The organism is Candidatus Limnocylindrales bacterium (assembly GCA_035559535.1).
Classification (GTDB): domain Bacteria; phylum Moduliflexota; class Moduliflexia; order Moduliflexales; family JAUQPW01; genus JAUQPW01.
Genome location: DATMBG010000039.1, coordinates 39,581 through 58,316, shown reverse-complemented (window position 1 = coordinate 58,316; position 18,736 = coordinate 39,581). Strand labels below are relative to the sequence as shown.

The 18,736-nt window shown below is 47.8% G+C and carries 12 protein-coding genes; 6 read left to right on the top strand and 6 right to left on the bottom strand.

What is annotated here, in order from left to right; all coding sequences use genetic code 11:
* Positions 1-9 precede the first annotated feature (9 nt).
* From VNM22_14065 to VNM22_14055, 3 genes are all read right to left on the bottom strand, one after another.
* Complete coding sequence (locus VNM22_14065) at positions 10-3,408, bottom strand: adenylate/guanylate cyclase domain-containing protein (protein HWP48285.1); 3,399 nt, start codon at positions 3,406-3,408, stop codon at positions 10-12.
* A 408-nt stretch (positions 3,409-3,816) separates the two neighbouring features.
* On the bottom strand, positions 3,817-5,469 hold the full coding sequence (locus VNM22_14060) for an AarF/UbiB family protein (protein HWP48284.1): 1,653 nt from the start codon (positions 5,467-5,469) through the stop codon (positions 3,817-3,819).
* A gap of 61 nt (positions 5,470-5,530) precedes the next feature.
* Entirely contained in the window at positions 5,531-6,400 is an 870-nt protein-coding gene (locus VNM22_14055; GenBank protein HWP48283.1) for an RNA polymerase sigma factor RpoD/SigA, read from the bottom strand.
* Between the two features lie 627 nt (positions 6,401-7,027).
* On the opposite strand from VNM22_14055, the gene VNM22_14050 reads away from it, so the two are divergent.
* Complete coding sequence (locus VNM22_14050) at positions 7,028-8,107, top strand: trypsin-like peptidase domain-containing protein (GenBank protein HWP48282.1); 1,080 nt, start codon at positions 7,028-7,030, stop codon at positions 8,105-8,107.
* A 68-nt stretch (positions 8,108-8,175) separates the two neighbouring features.
* Here VNM22_14050 and VNM22_14045 read toward each other — a convergent pair whose 3' ends face one another.
* Positions 8,176-8,712, bottom strand: coding sequence for a R3H domain-containing nucleic acid-binding protein (locus tag VNM22_14045; protein ID HWP48281.1), 537 nt, complete (start codon positions 8,710-8,712; stop codon positions 8,176-8,178).
* Between the two features lie 242 nt (positions 8,713-8,954).
* On the opposite strand from VNM22_14045, the gene VNM22_14040 reads away from it, so the two are divergent.
* The gene (locus VNM22_14040) at positions 8,955-12,518 is read left to right on the top strand and encodes an adenylate/guanylate cyclase domain-containing protein (GenBank protein ID HWP48280.1); all 3,564 of its coding nucleotides are present in this window, start codon (positions 8,955-8,957) and stop codon (positions 12,516-12,518) included.
* Positions 12,519-12,800: 282 nt separating this feature from the next.
* Complete coding sequence (locus tag VNM22_14035; GenBank protein ID HWP48279.1) at positions 12,801-14,486, top strand: hypothetical protein; 1,686 nt, start codon at positions 12,801-12,803, stop codon at positions 14,484-14,486.
* Positions 14,487-14,584: 98 nt separating this feature from the next.
* Here the strand turns inward: VNM22_14035 and VNM22_14030 are convergent, their stop codons facing one another.
* Both VNM22_14030 and VNM22_14025 read right to left on the bottom strand, forming a co-directional pair.
* The gene (locus VNM22_14030; GenBank protein ID HWP48278.1) at positions 14,585-15,145 is read right to left on the bottom strand and encodes an NUDIX hydrolase; all 561 of its coding nucleotides are present in this window, start codon (positions 15,143-15,145) and stop codon (positions 14,585-14,587) included.
* Positions 15,142-15,561: an EVE domain-containing protein gene (locus tag VNM22_14025; protein HWP48277.1), complete on the bottom strand. Its 420-nt coding sequence runs from the start codon at positions 15,559-15,561 to the stop codon at positions 15,142-15,144. Before VNM22_14025 ends, VNM22_14030 begins: the two co-directional genes overlap by 4 nt.
* 267 nt (positions 15,562-15,828) lie before the next feature.
* On the opposite strand from VNM22_14025, the gene VNM22_14020 reads away from it, so the two are divergent.
* The 3 genes from VNM22_14020 (at position 15,829) to VNM22_14010 (ending at position 18,672) form a co-directional block, all read left to right on the top strand.
* A complete protein-coding gene (locus tag VNM22_14020; protein HWP48276.1) occupies positions 15,829-16,674 on the top strand; it encodes a type II CAAX endopeptidase family protein in 846 nt (281 codons plus the stop codon).
* Positions 16,675-16,934: 260 nt separating this feature from the next.
* The gene (locus tag VNM22_14015) at positions 16,935-17,858 is read left to right on the top strand and encodes an ATP-binding cassette domain-containing protein (protein ID HWP48275.1); all 924 of its coding nucleotides are present in this window, start codon (positions 16,935-16,937) and stop codon (positions 17,856-17,858) included.
* 7 nt (positions 17,859-17,865) lie between these two features.
* Positions 17,866-18,672, top strand: a complete 807-nt coding sequence (locus VNM22_14010; GenBank protein HWP48274.1) for an ABC transporter permease — start codon at positions 17,866-17,868, stop codon at positions 18,670-18,672.
* Positions 18,673-18,736 lie beyond the last annotated feature (64 nt).

The window sequence follows — 18,736 nt, the reverse complement described above, 5'->3', positions numbered from 1 at the left end:
AGTTAAGAACTAACTTCCCACAAATATAGCCTCGGCCCGGTTCAACCAGAATGTCATCTCCATAGAACGGAACAACTCGATAGTCTGGGACAGTTCAGCTCGTGCTTCCTCCGATCTTCCTACCTTGTGATGGAGACTCCCAAGGCCAAAGTGAACATGAGCCACGAGCGGACGCATCCCCAGCTCCTCAGCCAGCCCAAAAGCCTGACGATAATAATCTTCAGCTTCTTCGACATGGGGAGGAGCCTGATGGGCGTGGATCTCACCCAGGAGTCGGAGAGCCCAGGCCTCATGTCCACGTTCTTTGTGGTTACGAGAGAGGTCAAGGGCGTGCAGGGCAAGCTCCAGGGCAAGGCTTCTTCGGCCTACCAATAGATAGGATTCACTCAGCCAGCCAACCAGGAGCGACAAGCCACCCATTGTTTTCATAGAAACCATCTGCTCCACAGCCCGCTCTAGAAGAGGAATCGCTTCCGCAACACGTCCAGAAAGTACATACGTATAGCCCAGGGCCGAATTGATGTAATGTAAGAAGAACGAGATATTCCAGGTCTGGCTGAACGCAAGGCCCCGTTCAAATAGAGAAATAGCCTTTTGAAACTCTCCTTTGTGGAGGTAAAGAAAACCGGTCCCGTAATATGCGGCGAAAAGACCCAATGAATCATTGGCTGCTTCAGCAACCTGAAAGGCTTCTTCGGCCCGAATCCTTCCTTCGGTGAACTCTCCAACCTCAGCAAGGCAGCGGATTAGCCAGTGACGGGAGACAACAAAAGGCAGGGTAGCCACGTTAAAGCGCTCATAGATCAGATCTCCTTGGAGGGACTCCACATTCTTCCTGAGAAATTCCATCGCCTGGGGATAGTTACCTAAGTTATAGTAGACTTGCCCCAGGAAGAGGTTCGTTGCAACCTGGAGTCCAAAATCCTGAAAGGTTGTAGCAATTGCGAGGGCGCGTTGGCCGGATTCGGCAGCTTGATCCAGCTTACCCCTCCACCAAAAATAGTGGGTCATGTAGCTAGAGACCCAACCCAACCTTCTCTGATCATCCAAAGTTTTAGCAAGAGTTTCCGCCTCGCGAAGGAAGTTGAGAATCTGTTCATATTTTCCAAGTGGAAAAAGCGCGTTCCGAAGGTCGAACCGGAGGTCGATGGCTTGTTCGAGCATGTCACGACTCTCTGGCAGATGCTGGAGAGCAACCAATGCCTGCTCGAAGCAGGATACTGCCTCCCGGTTGGCTGAGCGGGCAGCCGCTTTGGACCCCGCCTGACGGAAGTAGATCAAGGCTTTATCCCAAACCTCGCCCCGTTGTGCATGATACGCCAGTCGTTCCACGTTCTCATCCAGCCGATCGGATGACCGCGTTTCCAGGGCCCTCAAGATCTGGTTATGAAGTATCCGCCGTCGTTCTTGCAGCAAACTTCCATAGGCCACTTCGTGGGTCAAGGCATGCTTGAACGTGTATTCCAGATCCGGGAAGAGACTGGTCTCGTAGAGGAACTCGGCGGTTTGGAGGTGCAGGAGACCCCGACGCAGCGCTTCCTCCGGTAGCTCCGCAATGGCTTGAAGAAGCCAGAATTCTACATCCTTGCCAATCACAGCCGCACACTGGAGGAGATGCTTCTCCTCAGGGGGTAACCGATCAATCCGGGCGGCCAGCATCGCCTGGACGGTCCCCGGCATCTGAAGGGTTGGAAGCGCCTTCACCAGCCGATAGGCCCCTCTCTCCCCCACCAAAGCCTGGGTCTCTACCAACGTTCGAATACTCTCCTCCAGGAAGAAGGGGTTCCCCTCGGTCCGCTCCATCAAGGATGGTCGGAGGGGTTGCAGACTGGCATCGTTTCCCAGTAGAGCCTGGAGAAGTTCTTCGACGCTCTCAGAAGGTAAGGGATCCAGGCGGAGTTGGGTACAATAGGTCTTGCTCCCCCAACCATGCTGATACTCGGGACGATAGTTGACCAACAACAAAATCCGAGCCGTCGGCAGGCCCTCTATCAAGCTATCCAGGAAGGCTTGGGTCTCGGTATCGATCCAGTGCAGATCCTCAAAGACCAGCAACAGAGGCTGTATCTGGCTTTCCCTCAAAAGAAGGCGTTTGATAGCCTCTAAGGTCCGCTGACGACGTTGGGGAGGATCCAGTTGCTTCCAGGAGGTATCCTCCATCGGCACTCCCAGCAGCGACAGCAAGGCTGGTAAGGTCGGTCTCAACGCTTCATCCAGGGCCAGGATCTTACCCATAACTTTCTCTCGGATCCTTCGGACATCGTCCCGGTCCTCAATCTGAAAATAAGCCTTCAGGAGGTCAATCACCGGCAGGTAAGCCGTGGCTTTCCCATAGGAGACCGAGCTGCTTTCCAACCACAGCCAGCCTTTGGTTCGATGGGAACGGGTAAACTCATAGAACAGGCGGGACTTGCCGATACCGGGTTCTCCCACCAAAGCCACCACCTGACCTTGACCTCTACCTGCCTGCTCCAGAGCCTGTCGGAGGGTCTCCAGCTCCTGCTGTCGTCCCACGAAGCGGGTGAAACCCCGAGCTAAAGACGCTTGCAGACGTCTTCGGACAGGACCTGCACCCACCAGCTCGAACACCTCTACAGGGTCCTGGAGTCCCTTGACAAGAACCAGACCCAGGGATTTGACTTGAATAAAATCCTCGGCCAGCCGAAGGGTATTCATCGTCAGCCGGATCGTTCCAGGAGTGGCCAGTTGCTCCATGCGGGCTGCCAGATGGGTCGTTTGACCGATGGCCGAGTAGTCCATGTGGAGGTCGTTGCCGATGGTCCGCACCACCACTTCACCGCTGTTGAGACCCACCCGGATCTGCACCTCGATCCCGTGCTGGTAACGGACTTCTTCGGTATAGCGGCGGATGGCTTCTTGCATAGTCAGAGCTGCATAGCAGGCCCGGACTGCATGATCCTCATGGGCGAGGGGAGCCCCAAACAGGGCCATGATCCCATCCCCCAGAACCTGGTTCACCGTTCCCTCGTACCGGTGAACTGCCTCCATCATGGCGTGTAGGACCGGGTCCAGAAGCCTTCGAGCCTCTTCGGGATCGAGTCCCGCCAGCAGTTCCATGGAGCCTTTGATGTCGGCGAAGAGGATGGTGATCTGCTTACGTTCTCCTTCCAGGGCAGACCTGGACTGGAGGATCTTCTCAGCCAGGTGTTTCGGGGTGTAACGCTGGATCTGGGGTTCTGGGTGCAGAGGGACCTGACCTGTATCGGTTGTAGGGGCGACCTGGCGGGTTGCCCCTATTGCCAGACCTGCCCCACACTGGCCACAGAATTTGAACCCTGGGGGATTCTCAGCGCCGCACTGGGGACACGAAAGTCTCAGCTTTGTGCCGCACTCTCCACAGAAATTCATCGTGGGGGGATTTTCAAATCCACAACTTTCACAGTGCATAGGGATAATCTCGAAACCAGGGGATGTTTCTTACCCCTGAATTCAGCTTATTCTTTTCGAATAAGGTCCATTGCTTTCCTAGGGCTGACCAGTCTTCCGGTGAGTTGCTGTAAGGATAACCCCTGTTCCCTCATGGATTACTTCTCATCTCATGACTATTTAGGTTTAAGATAGGCCCCCTCCCCTCAAATGGAAACCCTTCCTTAAAAGAATTTTTGGAGCGGTGCCAAAGGGTATTGATTCCCCACCCGAATTTGCCTGTTGATCCCTTTCTTCCGTTGTAACTTCCCAGGTATACCCTTTGCTCTCCTTCCGCCTGCGTAGGGTTATATAAATCCCCTATAGGGGATGATTCACAGGGGCAACAGAGACAAGGCAAAAGTACGATCACCCAGGGGCTGGCGGAGTTTACAGTCGTCCTGAGACATGAATGGCCCAGAGCAGTCGGATTCCGAACAGGAGGGAGAGAATATAGGCGATCCAGCCGAGTATGGAGATACCCCAGATCAGGGGAGGAACCTGGAAACTCATCATAAGAGCGGAACCCAAAAAGAGGGCTGCGGTAATAACTCCAAATACCAGGCGGTTTACAAGCCGTTCCAGGCCTCGATGGTTTAAGTTGAGGTCAAATTCTCCGGTTCGGAGTTTTTGAATAACCTCGACCATGCCAGGTGGAACAGCCTGGACTACCCGCTCCAGGTCCCAATAGAGGCGTTGCATTTTTTGAAACTGGCGTCGGGGGGAGAGGTATCGGGAGAGCATACGCTGCTGGTAAGGTCGGATAACCGTCAGAAGATCAAATTGGGGATTTAATAAACGTCCCGTTCCCTCCATGACAATTAAGGTTTTTAAGAGCATGGCCAGACTGGCCGGAAGCAGGATTTGATGACGGCGAATGACTTCCGTCATCTCACGGAGTGCCTGACCCAGGTTAACCTTGTTGAGGGGTAAATTCCCATAGTAGGTGATAAAATCCAGGACATCGGCTTGAAGAGCGGCTTTATTGAGGTGAGGGGGAGGAGAACCTATTTTGGTAATAACAGAGACCAGCCGATTCCCACTTCCGGTGGCTACGGCCATCAAAAGGTCTTCCACATCTTCTCGCAGTTCATCGTCCAGACGACCGATCATGCCGAAATCAATTAAACCGATCACTCCCCCTTCGAGAATTAAAATATTCCCAGGATGAGGGTCTGCATGATAAAGGCCTTTGGTAAAGATCATTCGCAGAAAAATGTCAACACCCCGGAGCGCGAGCTGGGACAGATCTATTCCCATTTTTTCCAGGGCTTCCCTGTCGGAAAGTTTAACTCCGGAAAGAAATTCCATCGTCAGTACCCGGCTGGTGGTATACTCTGGAAAAACAGCGGGAATATGAACGGTTGGGTCATCGGCAAAGTCCTGGGCGAATAACTCCAGGTATCGAGCTTCTCTTTGAAAATCCAGTTCTCGAAGTAGGGTCCGTCGGAATTCATCGACCGTTGCCCGGGGTCTATAGGGGCGACTTTCTTCTATATATTTTTCGACTAAATCTGCCAAATCTGAAAGAATTTCAAGATCTACCTGGATTTTTTCTTGAATATTCTCTCGTTGTACCTTTACGACGACTTCTTCACCCGACTTCAAAAGAGCTCTATGAACCTGACTGATGGAAGCGGACGCCAAAGGAATCTCATCAAAATATTGGAAGAGATCCTGGATCGGTTGTTTTAGTTCGCTTTCTACAACCCGCCGAACCGATTCCATGGGATCGGGAGGTACCTGATCCTGAAGCAGGGTCAGTTCATCGGATTGAGCCACCCCAACTAAGTCAGGCCGAACACTGAGAATTTGCCCGAGTTTAATAAAGGTAGGCCCTAATTCTGTAAGAGCCATACGGACCTTTACTTCAAAGGGTAATTTCGCGATGTCCGGATTAACTCGCCGGGCCAGAATAGCTTGCGCAAAATCTAAATGGAGCCGATTAACCCATTCGGCCAGGCCATACTTAACCAGAACTCCCAGGATCTCCTGATATCGATGAAGATGATGATACGCTTGACGGATCTCTCTAATTTTCACGTTCCTATCCTCATCCCTGTAATAGAAATTTTAAACTTGTTTAAGAATAACCCTTATTTGCTTAGTTCAGATAATCCTCTAAACTTTTAGCGTCGGCCCGTTTTTTTAATCTAGATTTGGCCCGCTTTTCCAGTTGCCGAACTCTCTCTCGACTGAGATGTAACCGCTCCCCAATTTCCTCTAAGGTTAGAGGCCCTTCGCCATCAATTCCATAACGTAAGCGGAGGATCTTTGCTTCTCTGGGATCTAATTCGTCCAGGAGTCCCCGAAGCTCTTCAATGAAGGTTTGGTTAATAACAACTTCATCGGGAGCCAGATTATTCTTATTGGTTACAAAATTCATGAGGGTGATATTCTCATCCTCGAGGGTCGGGGCATCTAGAGATAAAGGCTTCTTTGAAAATTCCAGGATGGCCCGAACTTCATCTTCTGAGATGTCCATCTTATCCGCAATTTCCTTCGGAGTTGGCTCTTGCCCACCCTTTTCCTGAGAAAGCTCGCTATAAACCTTACCGACTTTCACCAAAAGTCCCCCTTGCTTTAAGGGTAATCGAATTGTACGGCCTTGTTCGGATAAAGCCCGCAAAATAGACTGCCGAATCCACCATACTGCGTAAGAGATAAACTTAACATTTTTCGAAGGGTCAAATCGTTTAGCGGCCTCAATTAACCCTAAATTTCCTTCATTGATTAAATCGGTCAGGGACAAACCACACCCCTGATAACCCTGAGCTACTTTTACCACAAATTTTAAATTCCCCTCTATTAATCGATTCAGAGCTTTCTGATCCCCCTTTTGAATCCTCTCGGCCAGTTCTCGCTCCTCCTCCCGGGTTGTGGTGGGGATTTTCCCGATTTCCTGGAGATAAAGCTTCAAGCTTTTATCCGTGGAAATCCCTGCCGCAAAATTATGCATATTTGAAGGTTTCATAATTATTTTTTTAAGGACGTAGGTATCCTATTTCCTCCTTTCCTAAGGATTTATAACCTTTTCGATCTTCCTTCTGCTTTCATAAAAGCAACGATAAAGAGAAGCGCGAACTATTAATATAAGTAAGGTGGGTTTTTTTGGCAAGGGGGAAAAAATCTTTTAAGCTATTTTATTTTATCCCTTCCCATTCATAAAGGAAAATAGGATCATTTACCCTAAACTGCAAAAAATTATAATATTTTTTAACTTGATAATGTTAGATTACCTGGTTATTCTACTTTCAGGTTCCATAGGGGGTAAATAATACCATTTACCTATTGGAATGGCAGGGAGGGTCGTAGGAATATTAAATGAAGGGTTAAAATCCTGTAGGAATCACCTGTTTATAATTACCCGGCTATCCACAGATGCTCCCCATGGAGCTGAAAAACCCTGCTGTAAGCATAGATTCTTTATTATTTCATTGCCGCTTTAAGTTTAGTTGGAAAAAATATGATGAAAAGTTGGAAAGTCCTTCTTAGCCTCATAATGATCCTTTTACTTGTCTGGTTCTTACAATCCGGAGAATGGAAACGCATTCAAGAAAGGAAAAGTTCGAAAGCTCCGCCTTTATCGGACTTAGATTTTATGAAAAAAACTCCCCAGGAGGGGACCCGGCAGAATACCCAAGAATCCGGAGTACCTCTGGAAAAGATCGAGGATCCGGCCACCGAAATTATTACCCGGGTGTACGAGTTGGTATCCCCTTCGGTTGTGAACATTATAGCTACCACCCTTGAAGTCAATTTCTTCTGGCAGGAAATAATCCCCCAACGGGGGCAGGGTTCCGGATTTATCATAGACCGAAGGGGATATATTCTCACGAATAATCATGTTGTAGCCGATGCTAAGCTTTTGGAAGTTACACTGATCGGAGGAAAGAAATTTAAGGCCACGTTAGTTGGAAGGGATCCCAGCACGGACATAGCCGTAATCAAGATACCGGAATCTGAGGTGCCCAGAGTTGCAGTAATCGGAGATTCCGACAAACTTCGGGTAGGAGAGCGGGTTATTGCCATCGGTAATCCCTTTGGATTGGAACATACGGTAACTTCCGGGATTATCAGTGCTTTAAACCGACAACTCCGCCTCTCCCAAGATTCCGAAATACATCGAATGATCCAGACCGATGCCTCCATCAATCCAGGAAACAGTGGAGGTCCTTTGATTAACGCCAGAGGGGAAGTAATTGGAATTAATACGGCTATTTTTTCTACCAGTGGAGGAGCCATGGGAATAGGATTTGCTATTCCCATTAATACGGCCAAGGAAGTCGCAGCCCAACTAATTATGAATCAGCGGGTGGTGCGACCCTGGATGGGCATTGTGGCTGGATTCGCCTTAACCCCTGAACTGGCTGAAGCCCTGGAGCTCCCGGTTCAAGAAGGGATTATGATCAGTCGGGTATCCCGAGACAGCCCGGCCGATAAAGCAGGACTTAAAGGAGCCAGTCGGGTGGTTATAGTAGGTAACATGAGGCTTCCTATCGGGGGGGATATTATCCTGGAGGTGGCCGGACAGAAAATATCCGGTGTAGAAGATTTAATTCGTACGATCCGGCAGCATAAGGTAGGGGAAACGATTCCTGTAGTTGTTATGCGGGGTAATGAAAAACTAACCGTTAAGGTAACTTTAGAGGAAAGTCCTGAAAATATTGAAGAGAGATAAAAGCCGGAACCAGGAAGAGAGAAGGGTATAAAGACCCGGAGATCCGAGAAAGGTCTCCGGGTCTTTATTCAGGGATTCTTACGAATAACCACATGTCGATTCCGACCCTCCCCTTCTGAAGAACTCTGCAAGCCAAATTTTGAAGCCAGTTGATGCTCGAATCTTCGGATATAACTGTTAGTGGGAGGCAGGTGAAGTTCGGTAAGAGCTAACCCCATAAATTCTATGATTTGCTTTTCTATCTGATCCAGTAATCTATCCTGCGAACTGGTCAAAACATTTAAAAGCCCGGCAGGAGGTTCTTTAGAATAATCAAACGCCGGAAAGTAATAGGGTTGTGATGGTTTTCCTTTTTTTCTCTCCACCAGCCTGTAAAGAATCCGGGGATTTTTCACCTCCGTCTTAGTGTAGGAAATGGAAAGAACCAAATCTCTTTTGTCCTGGATGAATTTATACAAATCTGGAAAATCTGATTCGGACAGATCGATGATCGCAAATTCTGGTTCATCGGTCTCCTTTTTACTCTGAAGTGTGGCTATCTTGTCGGAGACAATTCTATTTTCAAGAAGCTTCTTAAAAATTTCATTCCATCCCTCTGCCTGCACAGTTTACCTCCAAATGATAAAACTAAAATTAGAATGCCTATGCCAAGATAAGATATAAAAAAAGTGGGCCTAAAATTTGTATAGAAAATCTTATACCACGAACTTACACTATCCAGAGGAGAGTTGTCAAGGGGAATAGGGACTCCTGGGGGGAACATTTCAAAAGGAGAAAATTAACTTGACTTTTCATATGGGATAGAATAAAGGGATAGAGAATATCCGATAAGTGTTTAAGAGGGATCATGAAATGTTTACAGTGTCAATTTGATAACCCTCCTACCATGAAATTCTGTGGGGGGTGTGGAGCCAGGTTGGGATTTTTTTGTCCGCAATGTGGCGCTGAGAATCCACCTGCGTTTAAGTTTTGTGGACAATGTGGAACTCCACTGGAAAGTCCGGAGCCACGGAAAGAGAAGGTTTCTACCGAGAAGGACCCCATTTCTCACCTTCGGGAAGTAAAAATCAAGAATTACACTCCCCAACATCTGGCCAATAAAATCCTTACGGCGCGTTCGGCTCTAGAAGGGGAGCGCCGCCAGGTTACAGTCCTCTTTGCAGACATAGCCGGTTTTACGGCCCTTGCCGAGAAGTTGGATCCTGAGGTTGTTCATGAGATTATAGATCATTGCTTTGAGTTCATCACAGCCGAAGTTCATCGCTTCGAAGGAACGATTAACCAATACACTGGAGACGGCGTCATGGCGTTATTCGGTGCCCCTATTGCCCATGAGGATAGTCCACGTCGAGCAGTACATGCGGCACTGAGCATCCAACGGTCTATCCAGGACTTTTCCCAAGAACTTCAAGTACAGCGTGGATTTGGACTGCAAATGCGGATCGGATTGAACACAGGGATTGTAGTTGTAGGAAAGATTGGGGATGATCTTCGTATGGACTACACGGCGGTGGGGGATACGACGAATCTCGCAGCACGACTCCAGCAGATGGCACGCCCCGGAGGCGTATTTATCAGCGAGGTAACCTACAAGCTGGTCTCGAGCTTTTTCGAAACCTTGGATCTAGGCGAGGTTCAAGTAAAGGGGCATACAACTCCGGTAAGGGTTTTTGAGGTTATTCGGGCGCGAAGGCGGCGGACTCATTTTGCAGTGGTTGCAGAGCACGGAGTGACTCCCCTCACCGGGCGGGATTTGGAGTTGGCAACCCTTGAGGATCGATTCCAGCAGGTAAAAGGAGGACAAGGTCAAGTCGTCTTTATTGCCGGAGAGGCCGGCATCGGTAAATCTCGTCTTATCTTTGAACTTCGCCAAAAACTGGTTAAACAGGGTGAGCAGGTCACATGGCTGGAAGGACGATGTATTTCCTTTGGACAATCCATCCCGTTCCTTCCCCTGATGGATCAGCTTCGAGAGAACTTTGGTATTGAAGAGGGGGATGGTGAACCTGAAGTCATTGCTAAAGTAGAACAGGGCATGCGTCGCCTGAAAGAGCTGGAAACGCATATTCCCTATATTCGATATCTACTTTCGGTAGACCCGGGCGATTCGGCTATCCGGTCTATGGATCCCTTAACGCGCCGGAAGAAAATATTCGATGCCCTGCGGGCCCTCATCCTCCGAGGGACTAGCTTCCGCCCCATCGTCCTGGTTTTCGAAGATCTTCACTGGATCGATACCAGCACCGAAGAATATCTAAGTTTCCTCATGGATTCGGTGGCAGGGATCCCCCTGATGCTCATCCTGACCTATCGGGTTGGATATACCCCACCGTTCGGAAGCCGGAGTTTTCATACCACCTTAACACTTCATAATCTGTCAGAGGCGGAGGTACTGGCCATAGCCGGACATGTCCTTGGGACTCAACAGTTCCCGGAAGAGGTCAGGGCAGCCCTCATGGAAAAGACAGAGGGAGTTCCCCTCTTCGTTGAAGAAGTGACTAAAACCCTTCTGGATTTGGGTATCCTAAAACGGGAGAATGGAAGTTATCGCATGGTGAAGGGAATTACAGAGGTGAGCGTACCGGATACCATCCAGGGGATCATCATGGCCCGCTTAGACCGCCTGGGGGAGGATGGGAAACGTATCGTACAGCATGCTTCGGTGATCGGTCGGCAGTTTCTGGTACGTCTCCTGGAACGGATTTCCGGACTTACCAGTCAGCTGGAAGGGCTTCTGTCGGAATTGAAAGCCCTGGAAATCATCTATGAACAGGGATTCCTCACCGAGCCGGCCTATGTTTTCAAACATGCCGTAATTCAAGATGTGGCTTATAACAGTCTCTTAGTCAAGCGGCGGAAGGAACTCCATCGAGCGGTAGGATACGCCATCGAGGAATTATATCAAGACCGTCTGGAAGAGCATTATGAAGAGTTAGTTCATCATTTCTCCCAAGGGGAAGTCTGGGAGAAAGTCTTTCATTATGCCATTAAATCCGGAGGTAAAGCCAAGGTCATCTTCGCCAATCGAGAAGCCATCCATTTTTATACCTTGGCCCTGGAAGTCGCAAACCGATTAACTCTCCCACCGTCAAACGATCGGCTCATTAACTTATATGAGAACCGGGGGCAGGTTTATATCCTTTTGACGAATTACGAATCGGCTGTGGCGGATTTTGAAGCCATGCTGGAGCAGACTCGACACCTGGGGGACCGACATCGGGAAGGAGAAGCTCTTTGCCATTTGGCCCAAGCCCACTGGCTCCGATTCTCAGAAGCGGATCTGGGTCTTGTCCAACAGTACGCCCGGGAGGCCCAGGAAATCGCTCAGGAGACCGGAGATGACTTGATTCTAGCCCGAGGCCTCACCTCCCTCGCCCTTGTCGACCAGGCCCGGGGGCGGCTTTATGAAGGAGACAAAAAGTTCGAAAGATCCCTCGCCATCGCCCGAAATAAAGGTTATAAAGGGATTATGCCGGGTAATCTGGTTTGGATGGGTGCCCACGCCCAATGGCGAGGGGAATTTAGACGGGCTATTGAACTCTGCCAGGAAGGGGAACGTATCGCCCAGGAAGTCCATGACGGTTTTCAAGAACTTGCAGCCCTCTCCTTTCAGTGCCTGGCCCATGCCGGATTAGCGGAGTGGGATCTCGCCCTGGAGTGTCTAAACGAGGGAATGAAAAAAGCCAAGGAACGAAATAACAAGTTCATAATTGCTCGCCTGACCAATAGCCTGGGTTGGTTCTACAGCGAACTGGGAGACGTCGCCAGGGCAGTTGAGTACGATCAGATGGGCTATGAGCTGGGGCGTACCGCCAAAGTTTCCAATGCCGAAATCAGCTCCCTTATTAACCTGGGAATGGATTATATCCGTCTTGAACAACTCGATCGGGCTCGTACTTTAATGGAAGAAACGCTGGATCGGGTAGAACGCGAAGCCTTCGGCTCCCATCGCTGGCGGTGGAAAATCCGACTTTTAGTAGGATTGGGTCAATTGTGGAAGATGAAGCAAGAACCTGAGAAAGCCTTAAAACTCCTGAATCAAGGTCTTAAACTGGCTATAGATACGGGTTCTCGTAAGTATGTGACTGAAGCCAAAGGACTCCAGGGAGAGATCCTTCTGGCAAATGGACAGATAAAAGAAAGTTTCCGTGAACTTCAAGAAGCCTTAACCCTGGCTCAAGAGATGGCTTCCCCAACTCTCATTTGGCGCATTGCCCGATTACTGGGTCGGGCTTATATCCAACGCCATGATACAAATTCCGCCTCTGCCACTTATCAACTGGCCCTTAATACTATCACCACCCTGGCAGACCAGATCAGTAACAGGGAACTCCGGGAGGTTTTTCTTACTTCTTCGGAAGTAGCCTCTATTCGGGAGGATTTTATCCAGCTAGGAAAACAAGGGGCTTAACCTGTAACTTACTTTCCGTTACTCAGATGGAAACCTCAAAAAATGAATGGAAACTTAAGGGTTAAATTCTACCCTTTTCCCTTTCTAAGTCCGGAGATCCTCACCTGAATTTTCACCTTATCTAAAGGGTACAAAATTTGCGATCAAAACTACTTACCGATTACCTATTTCCATTAATGCGGCAAGAGGGAAGGATGGCCCGGTATTATCTAAAACAACTTTGAGATTCTAAGGAGGAAGTGCCATCTCTATTCCATCCCTTACACAGGAGGTTTTAAGAAAATGAAGCGTCTATCTTTCTGGATTTTTTCTCTCTGTATCACCCTGATCTGTATGATTTTCTATGGGAGGATGGCTGCAGAAGAAAAGAAAGACGATAAAAAAGGAAAAGAGCAGGTGATAGAGAAGAAAAATGGGAAGATTAGAAAATCTGACCTGGTTAAAGTCTCCATGGGATTTGAAGCAGGTATTCTGACCGATAAATTGACGTTTCCTACAGGAATCACCTTTGATGATCAGGGACAAATTTACGTAGCTGAGTCTGGAGCCTTCCCGGTGGCCAAACCTAAGGTATTAAAAATTAACCCGGACGGCTCTAAAGAGGAAATCAAAATTACGGGAATCGATCTGGATAATACCTTACTCGGGATTACTTACCACCAGGGTTATCTTTATTTATCTCATCGAGATAAAAACGATCTTGGGGTTATTTCTCGGATAACGTTGGATGGGCAGGGTGAAACGCTTATTGCAGGTCTCCCCAGTCAGGGGGATCATCACACCAGCAAAGTCGTTTTTGACAGGCAAGGACGGATGTACTTCGGACAGGGTACCGTGACCAATTCGGGCGTGGTTGGACCCGACAATGCTCAAAGGATGTGGCTTTCTAAACATCCTCAGGCTCACGATATTCCCTGTAAAGATATTGTTTTGACGGGCCAAAAGTTTACCAGCAGGAACCCCCTGACAAAGAGTCCTTACGATAAAGTAACGACCGGAGCTTTTCAACCCTTTGGTCAGGCTGGAGCCACCCGCATTCCAGGGCAACTAAAGTGTAATGGGGCCATCTATCGGGCTAACGCAGATGGGAGTGGTCTGGAAGTTTATGCCTGGGGATTTCGAAATCCATTTGCCATTGGATTCGACGCAAAAGGCCAGCTTTACGCTACTCAAAACGGCTTTGATTTCCGAGGAAGCCGTCCGATAAATAATGATCCCGACGTACTTCTTAAAGTAGAAGAAGGAAAATGGTACGGATGGCCGGACTTCAGCAGCACCCTCCTACCGATTACCGATCCCAGGTTTGGCGAAGCAGGTAAAATTCCCACCTTTCTCATCGACCATTCGGCCAGTGGGCTTCAAAGTCCTCAAAGGGATAAGAACTTAGTCGCCGTCTTTCCTTTGCATTCCTCAGCCGATCAATTCGACTTTGCGCCGGCAACCGGACCTTTTAGTAAATTCGCAGGGGACATGTTTGTTGCACTATTCGGGGATATGTTGCCCTTTACCCAGAGTACCAATCGGCACAAACAGGAGCATCAGGCCAAACCATCGTATTCAGGTGGTCAAGGAATCCAGGGTGGTCAAGGCCATCCGGCCAATCCAGAAAGCCAGGATCATCGGGATGAACAAAACCTGCAAGAACCTTCCCAAGGACATCCAGAAGATCAGGGTAAACAAAGACACCTGGAAGAAGAGGAATATCCCCATGCAGGATATAGCGTGATTCGGGTGGATTTTAAATCGGAAGAGATGATGCCTTTTGTCTCCAATGCAACCTTTAAACCCGCCTCTAGAAGTAACAGAGAAGGAGGTTTAGAGCGACCTATAGATGTCAAATTCGGACCCGATGGAGCCATGTACATTGTGGATTTTGGTGTACTTCAAATTACCGAACAGGGGATAAACCCTATCCCTCAAACAGGCGTAATCTGGAAGATAACGGCAGTGCAGAAAACAAATCCCTAAATCTCACCCGTCTACACATCTTCGGATAATTACGGGGTTTCTACATAGGGACAGGTTTGAAACCTGCCCCTACTTCGGGTTTTGATACCCGATGGGTATTACGTGCCCACCGTCTGCTGCCTGTTACTCTGCAAGAACAGCTCCAATTTATATATAGCCGTAATGGTGAGCTGATCTAAGATCATCTCTTCCTGAATCATTCTCCGAATCTCGGATAAGGTAAAAAGCTCGATCTGTATATCTTCTCCCCCTTCGGGATGACTGTTTCCTACCACCAGGTTTTCAACCAGGTAAACGTATCCTATTTGACTGCTATAACCAGGAGCTACGTAAAACCGACCCAGAGGAGTCCAGACCCTCCCCGTGATTCCCGTTTCCTCTTCCAGTTCCCGACGAGCCGCTATCTCCGGTCTTTCTCCCGGATCGGCTGTACCGGCTGGAAGATGAAAAGAATACTGCTGAATGGGGTAGCGATACTCCTTGAGAAAATAAATTTCACCGCTATCCTTCCGGGGAATCATAAGAACCGCCGCTCCTCTCTCCAAGACCCCATATACCCCTTCGGTCCCGTCGGGTCGGATAACCCTATCTTCTCGAATACGATACCAGGGATTCTCATAGGCAATTCTGGATCCCAGGGTTCTCCATTTTATACTCATGATCCTACTCCTCCCGCCAAAGACAAAAGTTGCTTCCACTGAACTTCGGTCACCGGCATTACCGAAAGACGCGGCAGTTTAACCAGTTCAAAATCTGCAAACTCAGGCCGGTTTTTTATCTCCACCAAGGATACTGACCGGGGTAACCGTTCCCTGGGTTTTACGTCGACCACCACAAGTTTCTGGTTCTGTCGGGATGGATCTGGATAAGGGTCGGAAATAATCTCGGCAATCCCTACCAAAGCCTTCTCATTTCCGGTATGGTATATAAAAGCTAGATCCCCCTGGCGAATCTGTCGCAGATACTTTAGGGCAAGATTGTTGGAAACCCCATCCCAGATAGTTTTTCCGTCCTTCTCGAGATCGTCGTAAGAATACTCATCAGGTTCTGTTTTTAAAAGCCAGTAATGAGCCAAGGTAACCCTCCTCCCTGGAGATTCAAAAATATAGATGAAATTCAGCCCTTTAAATTTAAAGCCAGTTTAAAAACAGCCTATCACTCGATTCCTACCTTAAAGATAGAACATCCGGGATCGTACGCAAGAAATATGTGAAAAATAGAGAAACCGCTTTGTAAAAGCCTCTCCTTGACGTACGGGTAAAAAAGCCGTACTGTTGTATTATAAACTTTGTTGGTAGGAGTGGGTTTCAAATTTATCGTTCCAATTGATAAAATAATACCGATGAATCAGACGAATTTGCCCCCTGAAAATCAGGATCCCCTTTATACGCCTACATCTTATTCTGAAATCTTACACCAGGCCGAACTTCCAGGACCTAAACAGGCTTTTTACCTGTTTGCTTTTTGTTTGATTTTTGTTGCTATGATCGGAAGTTTACTTCAAATCTGGCATCGCCAGATCGGTCTGATACTCACCGAGATTCTCTATATCTTCCTTCCGACTCTGGTCTATGCAAAAAGTTTACGGCTTAATTTCAGAAAAACCTTTCGACTGACCCCTATAAATTTTAAGACGGCCTGTATAACCGTTTTAATGACAGGAGCAGCCTTTATACTTATAGCCCAATTCGCCATTCTTCAGGAAAAGTTTATCCCTACTCCTCCAGAGTATGCAAGGTTTTTGGAGGAATTTCTGCTAAACTTTAAGGGTTTATCTTTAATTTGGGGTGTTCTTCTTCTGGCAGTTCTTCCGGGAATTTGTGAAGAAATGCTTTTTCGAGGATTTATTCTGAGTGGCTTCTTGAAAGGTTTTCACAGAGAAACAGCCGTAATCCTAACCGGGATCCTTTTTGGAATTATTCATTTAGATATTTATCGATTTATTCCCACCTCCCTATTGGGTATCCTCTTTGGTTATCTTGTTTTAAAGACCGGAAGCATTTTGACCGCTATGCTGGCCCATACAACCAATAATTCTATTATCTTGTTTCTTGCTCAAATAACCCCTCCTGAAGAGGTTCATATGGCGGTTGGAGAGCCAAAACAGATTCCTGTGCTCCTTCTATTAACCGCTGGTATCACCCTTGTGTTGAGTTTTCGTGCAATAGAACGAACCAAGCCAGTCTAGCGGACCTCACTTTAATTGAAAGACACAACGTAAAGAGGTATGAACGTGTATAATACCCGGTAAAAGTAACAGGTATAATAAGCTGGTATTGAAATGGGGTGTAAAGTAAGAATAGCTCCTTCCTTTCCTCCCCGCAGGTGGAGAGAGAAGGGAAGGGCCGCCTGGGTAAGGGCCATGCAGAATCGCTCCTCCCCAGGATACAACCTCTTCAGAGGGAATGGATAAGATACAATTTATTCCATCCAAATGGGTATAAGATCATGGCCATCATCCTTAAAAATATACGAAAAGTTTATAAGAATATCGTCGCAGTCGATGGAATTTCCCTGAATATCGAAGAAGGAACTGTTTTTGGACTGTTAGGACCCAATGGAGCCGGAAAAACTACCCTTGTGAAAATACTTACGACCATCACGACCCCAACTTCGGGAGAAGCTTATATTCATGGGTATGATATTAAAAAAGATTCGATTAAAATTAGAAGGATCATCGGGGTGGTTCCCCAAGAAAACAACTTAGATCGCTACTTAACAGCCCGAGAGAACCTGACCCTCCATGCCAAAATGCAAGGGATGTCCCGATCCGAATATAACGAAAGAGTCGATTATCTACTCAACATGATGGGCCTTTTCCATCGGAGAAACGACTACCCGGACAAATTTTCCGGTGGTATGCAAAGGCGTCTGGTCATTGCAAGGGCCCTGATACATTCTCCGGCCGTGCTTTTTCTAGACGAACCTACCACCGGACTTGATCCCCAATCCAGACGGGCTGTGTGGGAGTATATTCAATCTTTAAAGGAAAAAACAACCATTTTTCTAACCACCCATTATATGGAGGAAGCGGATCAACTCTGCGATCGGATCGTAATTTTAGATCATGGCAAAGCCCTGATAGACGGAACCAGTACCTCCATCAAAGAAACTTTAAAAGGATCAGACCTCTATGAAGTGGAGTTTGAGCCGGACTTCAAGCCAGATGCTTCCCAACGAGAGTTTTTATACTCCCTCAGTGACAATTCCTATGAAGAAAATGGCTCTATTCGGATTAATTTGAAAGACAAAAAGTATTTAAAGTCCCTGATAGAACGTATTGAGATTAAATACATTAGAGGAATCCGTCGTCTTGAACCTACCCTGGAGGATGTCTTTATTCATCTAACAGGGAGAAGTATTCGAGACTGAAGGAATCATGGAGTTGCGCGGTATTTTTCCTATTTGCGAACGAGATTTTATTGTAAGTTGGCGAAATATTTCGTCGGATCTTTTACCGACCATTGTTTCACCCCTGACTTTCTTCCTGGCCTTTGGGTTTGGGTTACAGGGGTACCTGTCCGATATAGAAGGCGTTCCCTATATGACGTTTATGGTGCCCGGGTTGGTCTCCATGACAGCCGTAACCAGTGCCTTTGACCATGGGGCCTGGAGTTTATGGTTCCATCGAATTGTCCAGAAGACTATTAACGAATACCGGGTAAATCCCATCTCCGTTTACGAGATCGTGATTGGCAAAATTCTTTCCGGTTTTCTCCTGGGTGCCATCAAAGGAATGGTGGTTGCCATCATTTTATTGTTCCTGATAAATTTCCAAACCTCTACAGGCTCAGAATCTGCCTTCGGGGAGTTTAAGGATTCTTCCCTTGCTGTCTCCCATCTCCTGTTCTATCTCCTGTTTGTTTTCCTGGGTTCTATGATCTTTTCTTGCGTGGGGACCATGTGTGGAACCGTGATGGACCGACCAGAGGATCTCAATAAAATCCAAGGGGTGGTAATAACTCCTCTGGTCTTCCTGGCAGGCTTATTTTTTCCCCTCTCTTCTTTTCCGCCGGAGGTCCTCCCCTTGATTAAATTGCTCCCTACAACGGCGATTTTCGAGGGTGCACGGCAGGCCCTTCTGCAGGGGAGAGTGGAAAGTCAATATATTCTGGAACTTTTCTCTTCAGCAGCCATAAGTTTTATTTTAGCCGTTATAATTTTTCAAAAATACATCGAAGAATAAGTTAACGATGCGAAGATACCCGATCATATAGGCTACTTTCTATCGGTGTCGCCTCGCATCTCTA